Origin of the sequence: Micromonospora sp. NPDC049799, assembly GCF_040656655.1 — a bacterium.
Classification (GTDB): domain Bacteria; phylum Actinomycetota; class Actinomycetes; order Mycobacteriales; family Micromonosporaceae; genus Micromonospora.
Genome location: NZ_JBFAMU010000086.1, coordinates 1 through 14,543, shown reverse-complemented (window position 1 = coordinate 14,543; position 14,543 = coordinate 1). Strand labels below are relative to the sequence as shown.

General features: G+C 70.7%; 17 protein-coding genes. 12 read left to right on the top strand and 5 right to left on the bottom strand.

The genetic code is table 11. The features are described from left to right. The first annotated feature begins 237 nt into the window (after positions 1–237). From AB0I76_RS10080 to AB0I76_RS10070, 3 genes are read left to right on the top strand one after another with little or no spacing between them, the layout of a single operon-like run. Positions 238–876, top strand: a complete 639-nt coding sequence (locus tag AB0I76_RS10080; RefSeq protein ID WP_357032673.1) for a helix-turn-helix domain-containing protein — start codon at positions 238–240, stop codon at positions 874–876. A 52-nt stretch (positions 877–928) separates the two neighbouring features. Further along, positions 929–1,303 carry a hypothetical protein gene (locus AB0I76_RS10075; RefSeq protein ID WP_357032670.1) on the top strand — a complete coding sequence of 125 codons (375 nt, stop codon included), beginning with the start codon at positions 929–931 and terminating at the stop codon, positions 1,301–1,303. Positions 1,304–1,327: 24 nt separating this feature from the next. Continuing rightward, positions 1,328–1,642: a hypothetical protein gene (locus tag AB0I76_RS10070; RefSeq protein ID WP_357032667.1), complete on the top strand. Its 315-nt coding sequence runs from the start codon at positions 1,328–1,330 to the stop codon at positions 1,640–1,642. A 116-nt stretch (positions 1,643–1,758) separates the two neighbouring features. Here AB0I76_RS10070 and AB0I76_RS10065 read toward each other — a convergent pair whose 3' ends face one another. Further along, positions 1,759–2,238: a MarR family winged helix-turn-helix transcriptional regulator gene (locus AB0I76_RS10065; protein WP_357032664.1), complete on the bottom strand. Its 480-nt coding sequence runs from the start codon at positions 2,236–2,238 to the stop codon at positions 1,759–1,761. 113 nt (positions 2,239–2,351) lie between these two features. Between AB0I76_RS10065 and AB0I76_RS10060 the strand changes: the two genes are divergently transcribed. After that, on the top strand, positions 2,352–3,431 hold the full coding sequence (locus AB0I76_RS10060) for an epoxide hydrolase family protein (protein WP_357032661.1): 1,080 nt from the start codon (positions 2,352–2,354) through the stop codon (positions 3,429–3,431). Positions 3,432–3,520: 89 nt separating this feature from the next. After that, positions 3,521–3,718 (top strand): hypothetical protein, encoded by a 198-nt coding sequence (locus AB0I76_RS10055; protein ID WP_357032658.1) that lies wholly within the window; start codon positions 3,521–3,523, stop codon positions 3,716–3,718. Positions 3,719–3,722: 4 nt separating this feature from the next. Here the strand turns inward: AB0I76_RS10055 and AB0I76_RS10050 are convergent, their stop codons facing one another. Next, positions 3,723–4,250, bottom strand: coding sequence for a hypothetical protein (locus tag AB0I76_RS10050; RefSeq protein WP_357032655.1), 528 nt, complete (start codon positions 4,248–4,250; stop codon positions 3,723–3,725). Between the two features lie 206 nt (positions 4,251–4,456). Here AB0I76_RS10050 and AB0I76_RS10045 point away from each other — a divergent pair, with 206 nt between their 5' ends. After that, entirely contained in the window at positions 4,457–4,954 is a 498-nt protein-coding gene (locus tag AB0I76_RS10045) for a nitroreductase/quinone reductase family protein (RefSeq protein WP_357032651.1), read from the top strand. A 50-nt stretch (positions 4,955–5,004) separates the two neighbouring features. Here AB0I76_RS10045 and AB0I76_RS10040 read toward each other — a convergent pair whose 3' ends face one another. After that, on the bottom strand, positions 5,005–5,658 hold the full coding sequence (locus AB0I76_RS10040; RefSeq protein WP_357032648.1) for an MOSC domain-containing protein: 654 nt from the start codon (positions 5,656–5,658) through the stop codon (positions 5,005–5,007). Between the two features lie 138 nt (positions 5,659–5,796). Between AB0I76_RS10040 and AB0I76_RS10035 the strand changes: the two genes are divergently transcribed. Beyond that, positions 5,797–6,738 (top strand): ATP-binding cassette domain-containing protein, encoded by a 942-nt coding sequence (locus tag AB0I76_RS10035; protein WP_357032645.1) that lies wholly within the window; start codon positions 5,797–5,799, stop codon positions 6,736–6,738. After that, positions 6,735–7,484, top strand: a complete 750-nt coding sequence (locus tag AB0I76_RS10030) for an ABC transporter permease (RefSeq protein ID WP_357032642.1) — start codon at positions 6,735–6,737, stop codon at positions 7,482–7,484. The genes AB0I76_RS10035 and AB0I76_RS10030 overlap by 4 nt, the downstream gene beginning before the upstream one ends. Here the strand turns inward: AB0I76_RS10030 and AB0I76_RS10025 are convergent. Then, positions 7,468–10,605 carry a BTAD domain-containing putative transcriptional regulator gene (locus tag AB0I76_RS10025; protein WP_357032639.1) on the bottom strand — a complete coding sequence of 1,046 codons (3,138 nt, stop codon included), beginning with the start codon at positions 10,603–10,605 and terminating at the stop codon, positions 7,468–7,470. The genes AB0I76_RS10030 and AB0I76_RS10025 overlap by 17 nt on opposite strands. A gap of 164 nt (positions 10,606–10,769) precedes the next feature. Between AB0I76_RS10025 and AB0I76_RS10020 the strand changes: the two genes are divergently transcribed. The 4 genes from AB0I76_RS10020 to AB0I76_RS10005 all read left to right on the top strand — a co-directional run bounded on the left by AB0I76_RS10020 (position 10,770) and on the right by AB0I76_RS10005 (position 13,612). Then, positions 10,770–11,177 carry a GntR family transcriptional regulator gene (locus AB0I76_RS10020; protein ID WP_357032636.1) on the top strand — a complete coding sequence of 136 codons (408 nt, stop codon included), beginning with the start codon at positions 10,770–10,772 and terminating at the stop codon, positions 11,175–11,177. A 20-nt stretch (positions 11,178–11,197) separates the two neighbouring features. After that, positions 11,198–12,088 carry an ABC transporter ATP-binding protein gene (locus tag AB0I76_RS10015; RefSeq protein ID WP_357032633.1) on the top strand — a complete coding sequence of 297 codons (891 nt, stop codon included), beginning with the start codon at positions 11,198–11,200 and terminating at the stop codon, positions 12,086–12,088. Continuing rightward, positions 12,085–13,074 (top strand): transporter, encoded by a 990-nt coding sequence (locus tag AB0I76_RS10010; protein ID WP_357032629.1) that lies wholly within the window; start codon positions 12,085–12,087, stop codon positions 13,072–13,074. The genes AB0I76_RS10015 and AB0I76_RS10010 overlap by 4 nt, the downstream gene beginning before the upstream one ends. Before the next feature lie 307 nt (positions 13,075–13,381). Next, complete coding sequence (locus tag AB0I76_RS10005; protein ID WP_357032626.1) at positions 13,382–13,612, top strand: hypothetical protein; 231 nt, start codon at positions 13,382–13,384, stop codon at positions 13,610–13,612. A gap of 168 nt (positions 13,613–13,780) precedes the next feature. Here the strand turns inward: AB0I76_RS10005 and AB0I76_RS10000 are convergent, their stop codons facing one another. Beyond that, positions 13,781–14,203 (bottom strand): hypothetical protein, encoded by a 423-nt coding sequence (locus AB0I76_RS10000; protein ID WP_357032623.1) that lies wholly within the window; start codon positions 14,201–14,203, stop codon positions 13,781–13,783. Positions 14,204–14,543: the final 340 nt, after the last annotated feature.

The window sequence follows — 14,543 nt, the reverse complement described above, 5'->3', positions numbered from 1 at the left end:
TGTTCCTGATCGCGACCGCGATGCGGGCGCTGGCGGCGGCGATGACGTGGTTCGGCCTGCGGGAGCGGCCGGCCCGGACCGGCGCGCGGGCCTCGGTGGATCGCCGACTTCCTCACCCTGGCCCCCGCGACGGCCGCCCCGACATTCGCCGAGGAGCTGGCGGCCGTCGCCGCGCGCTCGGACGAGCAGATCCGCGCCGACCTGCGGGCGACCCGCCCGGGGCCGCTCGACGACGCGTTGTCCGCCGACGGGCTGACGCAGGAAGCGGTGTACCTGCTCGACTGGATCTGGACGCACACCGTCCAGCCGGAGTGGCCGGCGCGGGAACAGCGGCTACGGGCCGATGTCGTGGCGCGTACGTCCCGGCTCAGCGTCGATGGCTGGGCGGGCGTCTTCCCGGATCTGGCCGGCACCATGCAGTGGCTCGGCGACGGTCGCCTCCGGGTCGACGACTACCCCGCCCCGCCGCTGCCGCTCGACCGGGCCGAGCAGTTGGTGTTCGTCCCCGCGCACTGCGTCCGTGGCTGGGTGGTGTGGGACCAGCCCACGCGCTTCGGCATGGTGTATCCGGCCCGCGGCATCCTGGCCGACGCCGCCCTGCCTGCGCCGGACGGGCTGGACCGGCTGATCGGCTCGAACCGGGCGGCCATCCTCCGGCGGCTGGGCACACCGGTGAGCACGTCGCACCTGGCCGCCCTCACCGGGCTGTCCCTGGGGTCGGTCAGCGACCACCTCCGGGTGCTGCTCGATTCCGGGGTGGTGACCAAAAGGCGTTCGGGACGCGAGGTGCTCTACTGGCGTACCGCGCTCGGCGCCACCCTGGCCGACGCGACGACCGATGCCCCGGCCCGGCACCGGCCGGCCGACCAGGGTTGAGTGGCCCGTTAGGCTGTACCGATGCAGCGGGCGGTGTCCTGGAGCGGTTTGGATGGCTGACGCCGACGATGTCCGTCAGCTGGCGCTCGCGCTGCCTCACGTGGTGGAGATCGACAGCGAAGGTTTCGACTTCCGGGTCGCCGGCCAGGGCTTCGTCTGGTCCTACCCCGAGCGCCGAACCGGAATGCCACGCCTCATCCGGACCGACGTCGCGGTGCTGTACGTCGGCGACGAGGCGGAGAAACAGGCGCTACTCCTCGGTGAGCCCGAGCTTTTCTTCACCACGCCCGCGTACGACGGGTTGCCCCTGGTCATGCTGCGGTTGACGCAGGTGAGCGTCGATCGTCTCGAGGAACTCGTCACCGACGCCTGGCGCATGCGTGCCCCCGACTCGCTCACCAGCGAACACGACAGCACCGTGCGCTGACACCACCGGAGGGGGAGGAAGGCAGTGCCGGCAACACCGCCCCAACCACGGCGTACCGCGGCGGTCATCGTGCTGGACCGGATCGTGGCGATCGCCCGGGCCGTACGGCGGGCGCTCCCCGGTCGAGGCCGCGGCCCGCGGGCCACCTGGGTGGTTCTGGTCGCCGCGACCGGGCTGCTGGTCGCGATGGCCTTCGCCGTCATCGGCGCCCTGCGCACGTCGGAAGGGCCGCCACCGGTGGCCCTCGACACGCCGCCGCCCGCGGACGAGGTGGGCACACGGTGCGGTGTGGACGTTCGTACCGGCCGGAAGCACCGGGCAGCGGATCGGTCCGGGTGACGTTCCGGGTCAACGGCGCGGCGGTCGGCTCGGCTCCCACGGCGTGCAGCATCGACGGCGCCGCCTGCACCGGTCTGGCCGACTGACCGGTCACCCGGCCACGTACCCGCTCGCGGTCATCGTCGCGGCTCCTCGGGGGTGCCGGTTCGCCGGTTGTGGTGGTCCAACAGCCTGGCCAGCAGCTCGGTCAACCGCTGTCGCTCCTCCGGGGACAGCGGAGCGAGCAGGTCGTCCTGGCATTCGGCCAGTTGCTTCTCCAGTCGCCGCAGGTGCCGTCCACCCGCCGCGGTCAGCGAGATGACGTTGCGCCGCCGATCGGACGGGTCCGGGGCGCGCTCGACGAGCTTGCGATCGGCGAGCTCGTTGATCGCCGCGACCATGTCACTGAGGTGGATGCCGCTCCGGCGGCCCAGTGCGGCCTGGCTGGCCGGGCCGAACTCCTCCAGCGTCGCCAGGAGGCGGTAGTGGTAGCCGCGGGCGCCGACGGAGGAGAACCCGTCGGCCACCAGCCGCTGCGCGTGATGGGCGGTCTGGGCGAGCAGCCAGCTGGGCAGGCTCTCCCACCTGGCGGGTGTCTTCTCGGCGGCGGTCTCCATGTGACAAGCCTAACGAATCGTTGGTGGCACTAACGATTACGGTATCGTTCATGCCGCTAACGTTTATTGCACTAACGATAGGTCGCTGAACGACGCCACCTGGAGTTGAGACCATGATCAAGCCGTTCCGCATCGACATCCCCCAGGCCGACCTCGACGACCTGACCGACCGGCTCTCCCGCACCCGTTGGCCCAACGAGGTCGCCGACGCCGGGTGGGACTACGGCTTCCCGCTGGCGCGGCTCAAGGAACTGGCCGACTACTGGCGCACCGGGTACGACTGGCGCGAGCACGAGGCCGCGCTCAACGCGCTTCCACACTTCACCACCGAGATCGATCGCCAGAACATCCACTTCGTCCACGTCCGGTCCTCGAAGCCGGACGCGCTCGCGCTGATCCTCACCCACGGCTGGCCCGGTTCGTTCCTGGAGTTCCTCGACGTGATCGAGCCGCTGTCGCGCGACTTTCATCTGGTGATCCCGTCCATCCCGGGTTACGGCTTCTCCGGACCGACCCACGAGCGCGGCTGGGATGTCGTCCGCGTCGCGCGGGCCTGGGCGGAACTGATGCACCGCCTCGGGTACGAGCGTTATGGCGCGCAGGGCGGCGACTTCGGATCGGGAATCTCGACGGCGCTCGGCGCCGTGGCACCCGAGCACGTCGTCGGGGTGCACGTCAACTACCTGCCGACCCGGCCGGTTCCGGACGCCGACGTCGAGCTGTCCGAGACGGACGAAGCCCGACTGGACAAGATCCGGAAGCTGATGGCGAATCGCCCGCCGTACCAGGCCCTGCAGGCCACCACCCCGCAGACCATCGGGTACGCGCTGACCGACTCGCCGGTCGGCCAGCTGGCCTGGATCGCCGAACGCTTCGCGCAGTGGACGGACCCTCGCTCGCAGATCAGTGACGAGCGGATGCTCACCGACATCTCGCTGTACTGGCTGACCGCCACCGCGGCCTCCTCGGCGCGGCTGCACCGCGACGCTCCGCGACGGATCGAGCCGTGCCCGGTACCGGTCGGCGTGGCGGTGTTCGCGTACGACATCACGCAGTCGGTACGGCCGCTGGCCGAGCGGCTGTACGACATCAGGCACTGGTCGGAGTTCGATCGCGGCGGGCACTTCGCCGCGATGGAGGTGCCCGATCTGCTCGCCGACGACGTCCGGGACTTCTTCCTCAACCACATCTGAGACCAGCAGTCCCCCCGACAGCTCCGCCCGCTCGGGCCGAGACTTTCATACGCGGCGTCGCGCGGACCTGGCAGACGTACCGTCGGAGGGTGGACGTGCTGCTGCGCGGCGGGCCGGGCGACGGACAGGTGGTGTCCGGCGGCGGGGAGACCGTGGTGTGGAGGGCGTGCCTCTACGAGATCACGGCCGGGTACGACCGCCGGCACGACCGCGACCTGCGGGTCTACCGACACCGCCCGGACTGCTGCGAGCCGTACGGCCGAGGCGCCGAAGACCGCTGCGAATGACCCGTCAGGGCGAAGTGGGTTCGCACTCCGCCGTGTACGTGTCGAAGGCGACGGTGACGGTGCCGTCGGCGTTGAGAGTGGTGTGGTTGGTGATGCGGAGGGACGCGTCGTTGCCCGGCCCCGGCCCCACGATCCGGAACACCAGTTGCTGGGTGGAGGTGATCGGCAGCGAGCCGGATCCCTGGTTGTAGACGAAGAGGTTGGCCCGGGTGCTGACGTACCGGTCCCCGGTCGTCGCACCGATGCCGTGCACGTTCGACTGGGTCTCGACGACGTGCACGTGGAACCCGCCGGCCTCGTCGAAGGTCACGTGGAACACCTCGGAGATCGTGCCGTCGAAGTTGACGACCTCGCCGAGGCCGCCGTTGGCGCACGGCAGGACGACGGAGAGGTCCATCGGAACCCGCAGGATGCGGGTGGTCGTCTCCGCGGCGTACGCCGGCGTCGGCCCGGCCATGAGCACGAGCGACGGCGCGAGCAGCGCCAGCCCAGAGACGAGCCGGGACCGGCCGGTGGACCTGATCTTCAGCATGGCGATCGTCCTTCCACGGGGACGCCCCGGCCGCGACCGGCCGGGTCCACTCCGGAATCTGCTCTCGGCCGGTGAGGGTGTCAATACCGCGCGCCTGTCGCGTTCCTGCTTCCTCTTCCGAACCGCGCCGACCCTGCGCGCGATCTGGTGACCGCGAGGGCTGGCGTCCTGTTCGTACGATGGCACGCCAGGAGTGGGAGGTCGTCATGTCTCTCGGGAACCGGGCCGAAAAGCCACGCCTACCACCGCGCTGGTTCATCCGCCTGGCCTGGTGGGTGCACCGACGCCTGTACCGGGTCTTCGGCGGTCGGGTCGGGCTGTGGCGGCCACGCGCCAACGGATGGGGCGCGCTACGGCTGACCACCACCGGGCGCCGCACCGGCCAGCGGCGCAGCGTCATCATCGGGTACTTCGAGGATGGGCCGAACCTGGTCTCACTGGCGATGAACGGCTGGGGTGACGGCGAGCCCGCCTGGTGGCTCAACCTGCGGACACATCCGGACGCGGTCGTCGATCTGGCAGGCGGGCAGAGGCGGCTGGTACGTGGTCGTGCCGCGACAGGCGACGAGCGGTCGCGGCTGTGGACCCGCTGGGGCGAGATCGACACGAACCTCGACGCGTACGCGGCACTCCGGTCCTCCGAGACCGCGGTGGTGGTCCTGGAGCCCCGACCCGGCGGGTCGGACACGGTGCCGGGAAGCTGATCGCCGCCGCTGCACCACCCCAGCGGCCACCGGCTCTCACGCTCTCCGACTCAGCTCAGACGGCTGCGCAGTGTGTGCCGGAGGTCGTCGGGCAGTCCCTCGATCTCCGCCAGCGCGGGCAGCAACTCCGGCTCGGTCAGGTACGCGCGGAAGGCGGCCGCGATCGTCACGCCGTGCGCCGGTCGGTGCACCACGGTCACCGAGTCCCCGGCCTGAACGGTTCCCGGCTCGACGACCCGCAGGTAGGCACCCGGCCGATTCTCCCGGGTGAACCTCTTCACCCACTGCGGCTCCGCCATCCTGGCCTGGAACGTGGCGCACGGGATACGCCCGAACGTCGGCTGCAGCACGAGGTCGTCACCGACGAGCCACGTCTCGCCGATCACCGCACCGTTCACGTCGACGCCCGCCGTGGTGAGGTTCTCGCCGAAGACGCCGCCAGGCAGCACCCGGTCCAGGCGGGCCTCCCACCAGTCGTAGTCCTCCCGGGCGTACGCGTACACGGCCTGGTCGTCACCGCCATGGTGCTCGACGTCGAAGATCTGGTCGCCCACCAGACCGCTGTGCAGCCCGGTGGTCTTCGGGCCGGGCGCACGGACCGCCACCGGCCCGTCGACCGGCTGCTTGTTGATGCCGGTGATGCCGACCCGCTTCGCCGTGCTGCGCTCGGGCACGGCCAGGTTGACAGAGAGGATTCGGCCCATGGGACTGCAACCTATCGGCTCCCGCGACGGTGGGCCGCACAGCGTCCCGGGCCCCGCGCAACGAGGTGGCGGACCGTGTCAGCGGTCGTGTCAGGGCGGCGTCAGGTGCGTGACAGGACGGGCGCCGATGGTGGGTGCATGACAAGTTCAGCGATCGCGGTCTCCGGACTGCGGAAGGCTTACAAGGACAAGGTCGTGCTCGACGGCATCGATCTGGACGTCCGCGCGGGCACGGTCTTCTCCCTCCTCGGTCCGAACGGGGCGGGTAAGACGACGACGGTGAACGTGCTGACCACGTTGGTGAAGGCCGACGGTGGAACGGTGCGCGTCGCCGGGCATGACGTCGCGACCGAGGCCAGGGCGGTGCGCGCGGCGATCGGGGTCACCGGCCAGTTCGCAGCGGTGGACGAGCTGCTGACCGGTCAGGAGAACCTGCAGCTGATGGTGGACCTGAGCCGGGTGCCCGCCCGGGACGGCCGGCGGGTCGTCACGGAGCTGCTGGAGCGGTTCGACCTGGTCGAGTCGGCGCGGAAGCCGGTGTCGACCTATTCCGGCGGCATGCGCCGGAAGCTGGATCTGGCGATGACGCTCGTCGGCAACCCGCGGATCATCTTCCTCGACGAGCCGACGACGGGACTGGACCCGCGCAGCCGTCGCACGATGTGGTCGATCATCCGTGACCTGGTGGCCGACGGTGTGACCATCTTCCTCACCACCCAGTACCTCGAGGAAGCCGATCAGCTCGCCGACCGGATCGCGGTACTCGATCAGGGCCGCCTGGTCGCCCAGGGCACTCCCGACGACCTCAAGCGCCAGATCCCCGGGACCCACGTCCGGCTCCGGTTCACCACCGTGGCCGAACTCGACGCGGCCGCGCGGGTCCTCAGCGACTCCACGCGGGACGACGAGGCACTGGCCCTGCGGGTTCCCAGCGACGGCGGGACGCAGTCGCTGCGGGCTCTGCTGGACAGGCTCGACGAGTACGCGATCAGCGCCGACGGGCTCACCGTGCAGACACCCGACCTCGATGACGTTTTCCTCGCCCTGACGGGCCGTACCACGGAGGTGGCCGCACGATGAGCACCAAGTCCCATTCGATGGTCATGTTGCGTCGCAACTTCACACACATCGCCCGGAATCCGACCTCGGTGTTCAACGCGGTCCTGATGCCGATCATCCTCATGCTGATGTTCGTGTACATGTTCGGAGACGCCTTCGACGTGGGTGTCGACTACATCGACTACGCGACGCCGGGCCTGATGCTGCTGGCCGTCTGTTACGGGCTGGGGGCCACCGCGACGGCGGTGAACTCCGACATGACGAAGGGCATCATCAACCGGTTCAAAGTCATGCACGTCTCGCGTGGTGCGGTGTTGGCCGGTCACGTCATCGCCAGTGTGCTGACCAACCTGGTCGCCATCGCGGCCCTCGTCGGGGTGGCCTTCCTGCTGGGGTTCAGCCCGTCGGCGAGTCTCCTCGACTGGCTCGGCGCGATCGGCGTCATCGTGCTGCTCGGTTTCGCGGCCGGCTGGCTCACGGTCGCCCTGGGACTGTCGGCGAAGTCCCCGGAAACGGCGGGTCTGGCCTCCGTACCGCTGGTCATGCTGCCGTTCTTCAGCAGCGCGATCGTGCCGGCGGAGAAGATGGGGCCGGGCCTCCGGGAGTTCGCGGAGTATCAGCCGTTCACGCCGATCATCGAAACCCTGCGCGGGTTCCTCAACGGAGCGCCGTCCACCGACGACGTGATCCCCGCCCTCGCCTGGTGCGTCGGTATCGCTCTCGTCGGGTACCTCTGGGCGCGCTCCACGTTCACGAAGCGAGCGTGACCGCGACCAGCTGACGCCAACTCGTTCGGGCGCCTTCCCGCGCCGCCTCGGCGAACGTCGCTTCGCCGAGGCGGCGCCGTACCGTCTGCTCGATCCGAACCACATCCGGGTGGGAACGATCCGGCCTACCGCGCACGCTGGTGCTCGCCGCGAGCAGGCGTGCGGCCTGCTCGTACTGGTCGTCACGGAGCGCCAGGTCCGCGACCCCGACGAGTACCTGCGCGATCGAGGGTGCGTGCCCCGTCTCGGCCGCCGCCTGGCAGGCCGAGGCGCGGTACCTTCTGGCCTCGCCGAGATCGTCGGCGAGGTAGCCCAGCAGGTCGTGCGTCCCCGCGCGGATGTGCGCCTGCTCGGCTTCGTCGCCCAGCAGGGTCGTCGCGACGCCGAGTTGCCGGGCCGCCTCCTCGGCGTCGCCGCGCCAGCGGGCGAGTCCGGCCTGCGAGATAGCCAGCTCCACCAGCGCGCCCGGCCACGTGACCCGCTCCGCGCAGCGCTGCGCCTCCGCTATGGCGGCCGCGCTGGCGTCCCTGTCGCCCAGCAGCCAGTACAGCTGAGCCAGTCGCGACCGCATCCGGATGCCATCCTCGACAGCACCGACCTCGGCGACGACCGCGACCGCCTGTTCGTAGTGCTCGCACGCACCGGCGAACTCGCCGCGCGCGGCGATCAGCTCCGCCAGCTCGGTCAGGGCGAACGAGATCCCGAACCGTTCGCCGAGAGCCCGGAACTCGGCGAGCGCCAATTCGAGGTGTGACTCCGCTTCCCGCCCGTCCTGGCCGAGCACGACCCGCATCTTGCCGAGGTGCAGCCGGGCCAGTGCGCGTACCCAGGGGTCCTCGTCGTCGAGCAGTGGCTCCCACGCGGGCAGCAACGCGTCCGGCGCCCGCAACATGCGTTCCAGTGGGACGACGAGCGCCGTCCCCGGGTGGCTGCCGTGACTGCGCCGGCTGAACCGGTACGCCTTGTGGATCCACTCCGCCGCACGGTGTTCGTCGCCCGGCCCGGAGTTCACGAACAGCACGACCAGCGCGTACACCGTGGCTCGGATCTCGTCGGTCACCTCGCCGGACGTTTCGGTGGCCGCGGTGATCAGCTCCATGCCTTCGGTCCGGTGGCCGCCGAGCCACCAGTACCAGCCGGCGCCCGCGGCCAGCCGCATCGCCGCGTGCGCCTCGCCGGCCGCGAGCGCACCGCGCATCGCGGAGCCGATGTTGTCGTGCTCGACCTTGAGCGTGGCGAGCCAGGTCAGCTGCTCGGCGCGGCGAAGCTGCGGCTCCGCGGTCTCGGCGAGTTCGGTGAAGTATGCGAGGTGCGCGTGGCGGGCCAGGTCCGACTCCCCCGCCTCGGTGAGCCGGTGCGCGGCGTACTCCTTGATCGTGCCGAGCATCCGGTAGCGCGGTGCGCCGTCGCCCTCGGCGACCAGCAGCGACTTCTCGGTCAGCGACGTGAGCAGTTCGAGCACGTCGTCCTGCCCGACCGCGTCGCCGGCGCAGACCCGCTCGGCCGCCTCCAGGCTCGCCCCACCCGAGAACATCGAGAGCCTGCGCAGGACGGTCCGTTCGGCGTCGGTGAGCAGCTCCCAGCTCCAGTCCACCACCGCGCGCAGCGTTCGGTGCCGGGGCAACGCGGTACGGCTGCCGCCGGTCAGCAGGCGGAACCGGTCGTCGAGCCGGTTGGCGAGCTGCTCGACGGACATGGTGCGCAGCCTGGCCGCGGCCAGTTCGATCGCCAGCGGCATCCCGTCCAGCGCCCGGCAGACGCGCGCCATCGTCGACGACGTCCGGGCGCCGACCACGAGATCCCTGCGCACCGCGCCGGCCCGGTCCCGCAGCAACCGGACGGCGGGCGAGGACTCGATCTCGTCAGGGCCGGCGTCCCTGGCCGGCAGGGCCAGCGGCGCGACCGGCCACAGCGCCTCGCCGGTGATACCGAGCGGTTCCCTGCTCGTGGCCAGGATCCGCAGCCGCCGGCACTCCCCGAGCAGTCGATGGGCCAGCGCCGCCGCCGACTCGATCACGTGCTCGCAGTTGTCCAGGATCAGCAGCGCCTCCCGCTCGCGGATCGCGGCGACGAGCCGGTCGACCTGCTCCATGTTCGGTGTCCCGCCGAGCAGGGCGTCCCGGAGGCCGAGTCCGCCGAGCGTCGCCTGCACCACGTCACCGTCGGCGCCGATGGCGGCCAACTCCACCAGCCAGGCGCCGTCCGGCAGGTCGTCCAGCAGCGTACGCGCCGTCTCCGTGGCCAGCCTGGTCTTCCCCGAGCCGCCCGGCCCGATCAGGGTGGTGAGCCGGTGTCCGGCGACGAGTGCGCCGACCGCGGCGACGGCTTCGTCCCTGCCGACGAAGCTGCTCAGCTCGGCACGCAGGTTGGTCTTCCGGTTCTCCTCCCGCCGTCCCAGCTCGCCCCGCAGCAGCGCGACGTGCAGTGCCGAGAGCTCGGGCGAGGGGTCGACGCCCAGCGTGTCGGCCAGGGTTTCGCTCGTGCGCTGGTACACGAGCAGCGCCTCGGTGTCGCGACCGGTCGCGGCGAGGGCACGCATCAGCGCGATGACGAGCCGTTCCCGCACCGGATGCGCGGCCACCAGGTCGGTCAGCTCCGCGACCAGCTCCGCGCCGTGGCCGAGCCTGGTCTCCACGTCGAACCGATCCTCGATGGCGGCCAGACGTAGCCGCTCGAGCCGGGTGGCCGCCGCGTCGAGCGCCGCACTGTCGGGAAGACCGACGTCCTGCATGGCCGCACCGCGCCACAGGGCGAGGGCCTCGCGCAGCCGCCGTACCCGCTGCGGGTCCTCGTCGTCGCGGGCCTGGCCGACGAGGCGTTCGAACCGTACGGCGTCGACGGCGTCGGGTTCCACCGTCAACCGGTAGCCGTCGGTCTGCCCCTCGACCAGCCCTGCCGGCAGCACCTTGCGCAGCCGGGAAACCAGGCGCTGCAGGGCGTTCGCCGCGTCGGAGGGCGGCTGTTCGCCCCAGATCCAGTCGACGAGTGTCGCCTTCGGGACCACGTGACCGGGTCTGAGCGCGAGGGCGATCAACAGTCCGCGCAGCCGCGCGCCCGGTACGTCGGCCAGGACGCCGCCGTCCGTACGAACCTCGAACGGTCCCAGCATGCCGATCTGCACCTGGCAGATCCTGCCACGGGTGTTCGACCGGCTCCCAACTGCTGTCGGCGCGGCAGCGGCCCCGCGTCCGCGCAACCCCGTCCGGGTCCTTGACAGAGGTTCCGCCCACCGAGATGCTGTCTATTAGTCCTACTGTCGTAGGACAACAGGAAGGATCGTCTCGAGTGATCGAGTTTGTGCTGGACAGCCGGTCCAAGGTGAACACCTACATGCAGCTCGTGCAGCAGGTGAAGCAGGCCCTCCGGGTGGGCCTGCTGGTGCCGGGCGACCAGTTGCCGAAGGTCCGGGACGTCGCGCAGTCGCTGGCGATCAACCCGAACACGGTGTTGAAGGCGTACCGCGAGCTGGAGATCGAGGGACTGGTCGGCGGCCGACCCGGGGTCGGCACGTTCGTCCAACGCACCCTGGCCGGCGCGTCCCTGCCCAACCAGGCCGAGCTGCGCGAGGCCCTGGTGGCCTGGCTGCACCGGGCGCAGGCCGCCGGTCTCACGGCCGAGGACGTCGTCGCCCTGGTGGAGACCACCATGCGGGCCACCCTCGCCGACGACGCCGACCAGAAGGAACCCGCGTGAGGGAAACGAGAGGACAGAGCATGGACGTGGTCGTGGAGGCCGACCGGCTGGGCAAGCGGTACGGCAGCGCCTGGGCGTTGCGGGACTGTTCGCTGCACCTGCCGGCCGGACGGATCGCCGCGCTGGTCGGGCCGAACGGGGCCGGCAAGAGCACCCTGCTGCACCTGGCCGTGGGGCTGCTCAAGCCCGACGCCGGCGCGGTACGCGTGTTCGGCCGCTCGCCGTACGGCGACACGGAGGGCCTGGCCGACATCGGCTTCGTCGCCCAGGACACCCCGCTGTACCGGGACTTCACCGCCGCCGAGCTGGTCGTCGCGGGCGGCCGGCTCAACCGGCGGTGGGACGCGGGACTGGCCCGTACCCGCCTGGCCCAGCTCGGCATTCCTCCGGACAGACCGGTCGGGAAGCTCTCCGGTGGGCAGCGAGCCCAGGTGGCGCTCGCCCTGGCGCTGGCCAAACGGCCCCGGCTGCTGCTGCTCGACGAGCCGGTCGCAAGCCTCGACCCACTGGCCCGGCGGGAGTTCCTCCAGTCGCTGATGGGCAGCGTCGCCGACGCCGGCACCACGGTCCTGCTCTCCTCGCACCTGCTGGCCGACCTGGAGCGGGTCTGCGACTACCTGATCGTGCTCAACGCCGCCCAGGTGCAGCTCGCCGGGGCGGTCGACGACCTGGTCGAGGAGCATCGGCAGTTGATCGGCGCACGACACGACGGCGGCCCGATCGGGGGCGTCGCCGCCGTCGTCCGCGCCAGCCACACCGACCGGCAGTCCACCCTGCTGGTCCGCACCGACGGCCCGATCACCGATCCCGCCTGGACCGTCCGCGAGGTCGGCCTGGAGGACGTCGTGCTGGCGTACCTCGCCGACGGCAGCACGCGGACCAGTCACGACGAGTGGGGAGTGCCGGCATGATCTGGTTGACCTGGCGGCAACACCGCAGGCAGGCGCTGTTCACCCTGCTCGGCTTCGCCGCGCTGGCCGCCCTGATGGTGCCGATCGGCCTGTCGATGCGGAACACCTGGGCCGACCTCGGCCTCGCCGACTGTGTACGTCAACTCGCCGCTCCGAATGTCGCCGCGACCATCCGGGACACCTGCGACGCAGGCTTCCACCGGTTCACCAACCGCTACAGCAGCCTGAACCTGGTGGCGGTGCTGCTGCTCACCCTTCCGGTGCTGGTCGGCCTCTTCTGGGGCGCCCCGCTGGTCGCCCGCGAGGTGGAGCAGGGCACGCACCGGTTCGTCTGGACCCAGGGCCTCGGCCGCACCCGCTGGGCGGTGGTGAAGTTCGGGGTGGTCGCTGCGGCAGCGGTCCTCGCGGCGGCCGGCTACGGGCTGGGCATGTCCTGGTGGGTCGAGCCGCTGACCCAGGCCGCACGCGAGGGCCGACTCGGAATGATCGTCTTCGACCTGCAGGGCGTGGTCCCGATCGGCTACACCCTCTTCGCGGTGGCCCTCGGCATCGTCGCCGGCACCGTCTGGAAGCGGATGCTGCCCGCGATGGGCGTCACCCTGGCCGCCTTCATCGGCGTACGGGCGGCGGTGGCGATCCTGGCCCGACCGCACTACCAGCCTGCCCGCACCCTCACCTTTCCCATCGTCGGGACTGACGGACCGCAGGCGGACCGGGGCGGCTGGATCCTCGCCCAGGGCGTCCGCAACCCCGACGGCACGCTGGTGGCGGAAGACACCCGCATCCAGTGCCCGCCCGGTGTGACCGCCCCGGACGGCCGGCCCTGCGGCGCGGAGCTGGGCGTCGAACCGGGCGCGTACAACTGGCAGCTATACCAGCCGGCGGACCGGTTCTGGCTGTTCCAGGGCATCGAGACCGGCCTCTTCGTCGCGCTCGCTGTGCTGCTTCTCTACCTCGCCGTCCGCCGGGTGCGCCGCATCGCGTAGCCCGGACCGCGGTGGTCGCCGGGACCCACGGGGGCCGGCGACCACCCCGTCAGCGCAGTGCCCTCGGCGATCAGCCTGATTCCCGGTCGCGAAGCTTCCCGCACGCTCTACGATCCCCGGCCGAACGCGATCGCATCTCGCGGTGTTCCCGGCCGGTTGATCCTTCACGCCGCGTATGCAGGCGTCGGGTGCCGTTCCTCCTGGTGATGAGCTAGCTGCTCTAAGTTCCGCTTCAACTCACCGTTCGGACCGTGAACGGGCGGTCCGGATCGTGGCTGGGCCGTCAGACAGCCGTAGGGTGCGGGTCATGCCTGAGGGAGAGGAAGTTGTTCTTCGCCTTGACCGGCCGACAGCCACGTCGCTCGCGGACCTGATCTACAACATCGGCGAGCACCAGGCCGCCGGCATGCCTATCGCTCAGTTGTCGAGTGACGACAGCGAAAGGCTCGGACGGGTGCTCCACGACCTCTGGGGAGCCTTGGGCGTCTCGCTCCCGTACGGCGACGTTCCCGGGAAGGAACCTCGTCGCCGGATCTGATCGTTCTCACGTGGAGGTCGCTGACAGCAGCGGTGACAGCAACGTGCCGAGAGGAGGCCAGCCGCCGGCGGCCGGACGCAAACAGCCGTCCGAGGTAGTGGACCGGGCGGACCCTGCCGGACGGCGCGCCCAGAACTTACAAACGAGGGGTTGTGAAGAGAGTCCGCTCTACTGGTGCAGCGCGGCGCCTTCCCTCGGCCCCTGGGGGCGGCCGAGCTGTTCGATGTCCCTCGCCCACTGACGAGTAAGCGCAAGTGCTGCTTGGCGGTCCTTTACCCGATGCCGATGCAGACGGGTGCGGCTCTGGCCATCCTCTCCGAGGTGGGATGGAAGCGGGTAGGCCACGACCGGCCAGCGGCCGGACATGGCCCGGTACGGCCATACCACCGCGGTGGCAAGCAGCGCGGCAAGCCAGTCGAGCAAGTAGCCGATAGTCACAACCAGGAGGATGGCCAGCGCGATGATCTCGAACGGTCCTCCATCCGCGCCTTGAAGCGCGGGCTGGGGAAACCGGGGGCGCCAGGCGAGACGACGACGGCCCAGGCGCCACACGCGCAGCTGACCGGACTCGTTCCTCCAGTGCGCGAGCATGACGTGATGGTGCCGTACGACCGCCAAAACGACAATGTGTGGGCTCGTATACCCCGGGCCGACCTGGACAGGATCACGAGCGGGGGCAATCAGGACCCTGCCAAGCAGCCAAGCGAGCAGCCAAACCGGCGAACATGAGCGGACGATCGTGGACGTGGATACACGTCTGACGCGAGGACCAGACCATCTACCTGCACCCTGCGACCGACTCGTAATGCGCAGGTCGGACCGCCCGGCAGGGCGATCTTAGAGCGTTCGTCGCTCAGCCGAAGGAGACGAGTGCCCCGCGCTCGTCGAAGACCGCCGTGCGCGCCCAAGCGATCTCCCAGCGGTTGCCCTC

Coding starts and splice junctions, on each gene's coding strand:
- AB0I76_RS10075 (WP_357032670.1), top strand. CDS start 929: ATGGCTGACGCCGACGATGTCCGTCAGCTGGCGCTCGCGCTGCCTCAC.
- AB0I76_RS10065 (WP_357032664.1), bottom strand. CDS start 2,238: ATGGAGACCGCCGCCGAGAAGACACCCGCCAGGTGGGAGAGCCTGCCC.
- AB0I76_RS10060 (WP_357032661.1), top strand. CDS start 2,352: ATGATCAAGCCGTTCCGCATCGACATCCCCCAGGCCGACCTCGACGAC.
- AB0I76_RS10050 (WP_357032655.1), bottom strand. CDS start 4,250: ATGCTGAAGATCAGGTCCACCGGCCGGTCCCGGCTCGTCTCTGGGCTG.
- AB0I76_RS10045 (WP_357032651.1), top strand. CDS start 4,457: ATGTCTCTCGGGAACCGGGCCGAAAAGCCACGCCTACCACCGCGCTGG.
- AB0I76_RS10040 (WP_357032648.1), bottom strand. CDS start 5,658: ATGGGCCGAATCCTCTCTGTCAACCTGGCCGTGCCCGAGCGCAGCACG.
- AB0I76_RS10035 (WP_357032645.1), top strand. CDS start 5,797: ATGACAAGTTCAGCGATCGCGGTCTCCGGACTGCGGAAGGCTTACAAG.
- AB0I76_RS10030 (WP_357032642.1), top strand. CDS start 6,735: ATGAGCACCAAGTCCCATTCGATGGTCATGTTGCGTCGCAACTTCACA.
- AB0I76_RS10015 (WP_357032633.1), top strand. CDS start 11,198: ATGGACGTGGTCGTGGAGGCCGACCGGCTGGGCAAGCGGTACGGCAGC.
- AB0I76_RS10010 (WP_357032629.1), top strand. CDS start 12,085: ATGATCTGGTTGACCTGGCGGCAACACCGCAGGCAGGCGCTGTTCACC.
- AB0I76_RS10005 (WP_357032626.1), top strand. CDS start 13,382: ATGCCTGAGGGAGAGGAAGTTGTTCTTCGCCTTGACCGGCCGACAGCC.
- AB0I76_RS10000 (WP_357032623.1), bottom strand. CDS start 14,203: ATGCTCGCGCACTGGAGGAACGAGTCCGGTCAGCTGCGCGTGTGGCGC.